A 4,196-nucleotide genomic window follows, 5' to 3' on the forward strand; every position below is an offset into this window, starting at 1 on the left:
CTTCGCTTCGAAAAGCGAAGCTTCCGACACTCTTCAAACCGCTTAACTCGTTGATCTACAAGGAGTTTTCAGTAAGGCCTGCACCGGAAGTGGGGCGCATTATAGGCCGCTGGATTCTGCCGTCAACGGTTATTTTGATATTCGTCACAAATTGCCTCGACAGCTTCTAGCCAGGTTGAGGATGCGCCTGGCTAGACGACCCCACCTTGACGCAAATCAGCTATATGCCGAGCAGTCTTGTTCAGCAGTTGCTGCAGTATCTGCTCGGTATGCTGGCCCAGAGTAGGGGGCGCCTGGCGATACTCGACCGGCGTGTCAGACAACCTGATGGGGCTGGCCACTTGCGCCACAAGGCCGGCCACCGGGTGCGGCATTTCCACCTTAAGCCCGCGCGCCTGCACCTGCGGGTCGGCGAACACCTGTGCCAGATCATTGATCGGCCCGCAAGGCACTCCCGCTTGTTCCAGTGTGGCCACCCATTCAGCGGTGCTCCTGAACACGGTGACCTGCTTGATCAGCGGGATCAGCAGCGTGCGATGGGCAACGCGGGCACTATTAGTAGCAAAGCGTGGATCGTCGGCCCACTCGGAATGCCCGGCCACCTCGCAAAATTTGCGGAACTGACTGTCATTACCCACGGTGAGGATAAAGTCGCCATCTGCCGTGGGGAAATCCTGATAGGGCACGATGTTCGGATGAGCGTTTCCCAGGCGCCGAGGTGAAACACCTGTAGTCAGGTAATTCATCGCCTGATTGGCCAGGCAGGCAACCTGTACGTCGAGTAATGCCATGTCGACGTGCTGGCCGATGCCGCTCTGCTCACGTTGATTGAGCGCAGCCAGAATACCGACAGTGGCATACAACCCCGTCAGGATATCCGTGAGTGCCACACCGACTTTGACAGGGCCCGCGCCTTCCTCGTTATCACCCCGCCCGGTCACGCTCATCAGTCCGCCCAGGGCCTGAATCATGAAGTCGTACCCCGCCCGCTTAGCGTAGGGGCCGTCCTGACCGAAGCCGGTAATCGAACAGTAGATCAGCCGGGGATTGATGGTTTTCAGCGTGGCGTAGTCCAGCCCATATGCCGCCAAGCCACCCACCTTGAAATTTTCGATCAGCACATCCGACTTGGCCACCAGTTCGCGGATCAGCTGCTGACCCTCGGCCTGAGTGAAATCAATGGTGATCGACTGCTTGTTGCGATTGGTCGCCAGGTAATAGGCGGCCTCATCCGTCTCTCGCCCCTCCTGGTCCTTCAGGAAGGGTGGCCCCCAATGGCGGGTGTCATCGCCGAGCAAAGGACGCTCGACTTTGATCACGTCGGCGCCCAGATCGCCCAGGATCTGCCCACACCAGGGGCCGGCCAACACACGGGACAAATCGAGCACTCGAATATGGGACAACGCGCCAGACATGGAACCTCCCCTTCCCTTCTATTAATAGAAGGCCTGAATGCCGGTTTGAGCGCGCCCAAGAATCAGCGCATGAATGTCATGGGTGCCTTCGTAAGTGTTGACCACTTCCAGGTTGACCAAATGGCGCGCAATACCGAACTCGTCGCTGATGCCATTCCCACCCAGCATGTCGCGGGCCAGACGGGCGACGTCCAGCGCCTTGCCGCAACTGTTGCGCTTCATGAGTGAGGTGATTTCCACCGCCGCCGTGCCTTCATCTTTCATGCGCCCCAGGCGTAGGCAGCCTTGCAAACCCAAGGTGATCTCGGTCTGCATGTCGGCAAGCTTTTTCTGGATCAGTTGGTTGGCGGCCAGAGGTCGGCCGAACTGCTGACGATCCAGTACATACTGGCGCGCGGTGTGCCAGCAGTCTTCGGCGGCGCCCAGCGCTCCCCAGCTGATGCCATAGCGTGCCGAGTTCAGGCAGGTGAACGGACCCCTCAGGCCGCGCACCTCGGGGAAGGCGTTTTCTTCCGGGACAAATACATTGTCCATGACAATCTCACCGGTGATCGAGGCGCGCAGGCCCACCTTGCCGTGGATCGCCGGAGCGCTCAGGCCTTGCCACCCTTTTTCCAGCACGAAGCCGCGGATTTCGCCGGCATCGTCCTTGGCCCACACCACAAAGACATCGGCGATCGGACTGTTGGTGATCCACATCTTGCTGCCGGTCAGCCGATAGCCGCCCTCGACCTTTTTGGCGCGGGTGATCATTGAACCTGGATCAGAGCCATGATTCGGCTCGGTCAGGCCGAAGCAGCCGATATATTCGCCACTGGCCAGCTTGGGAAGGTACTTCTGCTTGGTCGTTTCATTGCCGAATTCAAAGATCGGCACCATCACCAGCGAGGACTGCACACTCATCATCGAGCGATAGCCGGAATCGATGCGTTCCACTTCGCGCGCGATCAGGCCGTAGCAGACATAGTTAAGGCCGCTGCCACCGTAGGCTTCCGGAATAGTAGCGCCGAGCAGGCCGGTCTCACCCATTTCGCGGAAGATCTTCGGATCGGTCTGTTCATGCCGGAAGGCTTCCAGCACCCGCGGCGCCAGCTTGTCAGCGGCGAACTGCTGGGCGCTGTCGCGCACCATGCGTTCTTCTTCGCTCAGCTGCTGATCGAGCAGCAGCGGGTCTTCCCAGTTGAAACGTGCTTTATCGGCCATGAGTCACCTCTTCTTATATATAGAGCCCGGGCGCTGTACAGCACCCTGGAATGAAGGGAATCCTAAGCGGCATAGGAAAAGCGTTGCAAACGATGATTACGCACCCAGTTGTGCGCTTTACTCACTCCGTGACAGCATAAGACCGCTTTCATTCGTCATCATCAGTGAGCTTGTCGTATGCGCCGCAAGATTCCCAGTACCGCCGCATTGATCGCCTTCGAGGCTGCGGCACGCCATCAAAGCTTTACCCGAGCTGCCGAAGAGCTGGCGTTGACGCAAAGTGCAGTATGCCGCCAGATCGGTGCTTTAGAAGCCTTCCTGGGTCTGGACCTGTTTCGACGTTCGCGCCGCGGCGTGGTGCTGACCGAAGCCGGCCTGTCCTACAGTCGCCGGGTCGCGGCCCAGCTCGATGCTGTCGAGCGCGACACCTTGTCGATCATGGGCGAGCAGGGCGCGATGAATCTGGAACTGGCCGTGGTGCCGACCTTCGCCACGCGCTGGCTACTGCCGCGCCTTAATAGTTTTCAGCAGCAGCACCCTCAGGTCACCGTCAACCTGAACACTCGCACTCGCCCTTTCCTGTTCGCCGATACACAGTTCGACGCCGCAATCTATTTTGGCGATGCCAACTGGTCAGGCACCCAGGCGCATTATCTGATGCCCGAATCCAGCGTTCCGGTATGCAGTCCAGCCTGGCTGAAAGGGCAGCCAACTCTGGATGCGGAACAGCTCGCCGGCCTGCCACTGCTACAACAGAGCACTCGCCCTTATGCCTGGCGCCAGTGGTTCGAATCACAAGGCATACACGTAGCCAGAGATCTCACCGGGCCGCGCTATGAGCTGTTTTCCATGCTGGCTCAAGCGGCCATACATGAAATGGGTGTGGCGCTGATCCCTGCTTTTTTAATCGAGCAGGAACTGGCCAGCGGTCAATTGATCATTGCCCATCCACAGGCCAGCCATAACGACAAAGCCTATTACCTGATGATCCCTGATCGCAAAGCTGAGTCAGCTGCATTGGGCTCGTTTCGCGATTGGCTGATGAGCGAGGCCCAAAGCTATCGGCAGTTCTCCCCAGAGACTGAAACCATTATGTAGTGGCTTTCCTAAAACACTACAGGACGGCATGCATACGCCTATGAAACCCGCAACTTTTACGCATGCCGTTCGTTTAGCGCTCTGCTTCACTTAGTCGCTGCGGGTAATTTGGTTAAAAAACCAAGCTCACGATGGTTTCTATGCAAATTTCTTGCTTGCCCGCAATGAGCGAACAAGTCCGCTACCTTGTTAAGGGGCAAAATCATCAGAACGGCCAGTCATTAATGGACTTGTAGTCCTCTGAATGTTTTGCTTCAAAACGGTTGAAGGCTCCTCGACAGACCTGCACAATGCCGCGCCCCTCCCCTTTGGTATTAGACCTTCGGGTGAGGTGTCTCAACCCATCCACATGGTGTGGCCGGGGCGATAAAAATAACGATCAAGTAGGAGACAGGAAGTGCTTATCGGCATTCCTCTAGAAACTCACACCGGGGAAACCCGCGTGGCTGCGACCCCGGAAACGGTGAAGAAACTCATCGG

General features: G+C 57.7%; 4 protein-coding genes. 2 read left to right on the plus strand and 2 right to left on the minus strand.

Features of this window, described 5'->3' with window-relative positions; translation table 11 throughout:
* Nucleotides 1-191: 191 nt before the first annotated feature.
* Nucleotides 192-1,415, minus strand: a complete 1,224-nt coding sequence (locus ACTV8E_RS20565; protein WP_443200683.1) for a CaiB/BaiF CoA transferase family protein — start codon at nucleotides 1,413-1,415, stop codon at nucleotides 192-194.
* Between the two features lie 21 nt (nucleotides 1,416-1,436).
* Nucleotides 1,437-2,618 carry an acyl-CoA dehydrogenase gene (locus tag ACTV8E_RS20570; RefSeq protein ID WP_443200684.1) on the minus strand — a complete coding sequence of 394 codons (1,182 nt, stop codon included), beginning with the start codon at nucleotides 2,616-2,618 and terminating at the stop codon, nucleotides 1,437-1,439.
* Nucleotides 2,619-2,795: 177 nt separating this feature from the next.
* Between ACTV8E_RS20570 and ACTV8E_RS20575 the strand changes: the two genes are divergently transcribed.
* Entirely contained in the window at nucleotides 2,796-3,716 is a 921-nt protein-coding gene (locus tag ACTV8E_RS20575) for a LysR family transcriptional regulator (RefSeq protein ID WP_443200685.1), read from the plus strand.
* A gap of 397 nt (nucleotides 3,717-4,113) precedes the next feature.
* Nucleotides 4,114-4,196: hypothetical protein (locus ACTV8E_RS20580; protein WP_251837862.1), on the plus strand; the 83-nt coding region annotated here is incomplete at its 3' end.

Origin of the sequence: Pseudomonas sp. B392_1p (genome assembly GCF_052245235.1) — a bacterium.
Taxonomy (GTDB): Bacteria; Pseudomonadota; Gammaproteobacteria; order Pseudomonadales; family Pseudomonadaceae; genus Serpens; species Serpens gallinarum.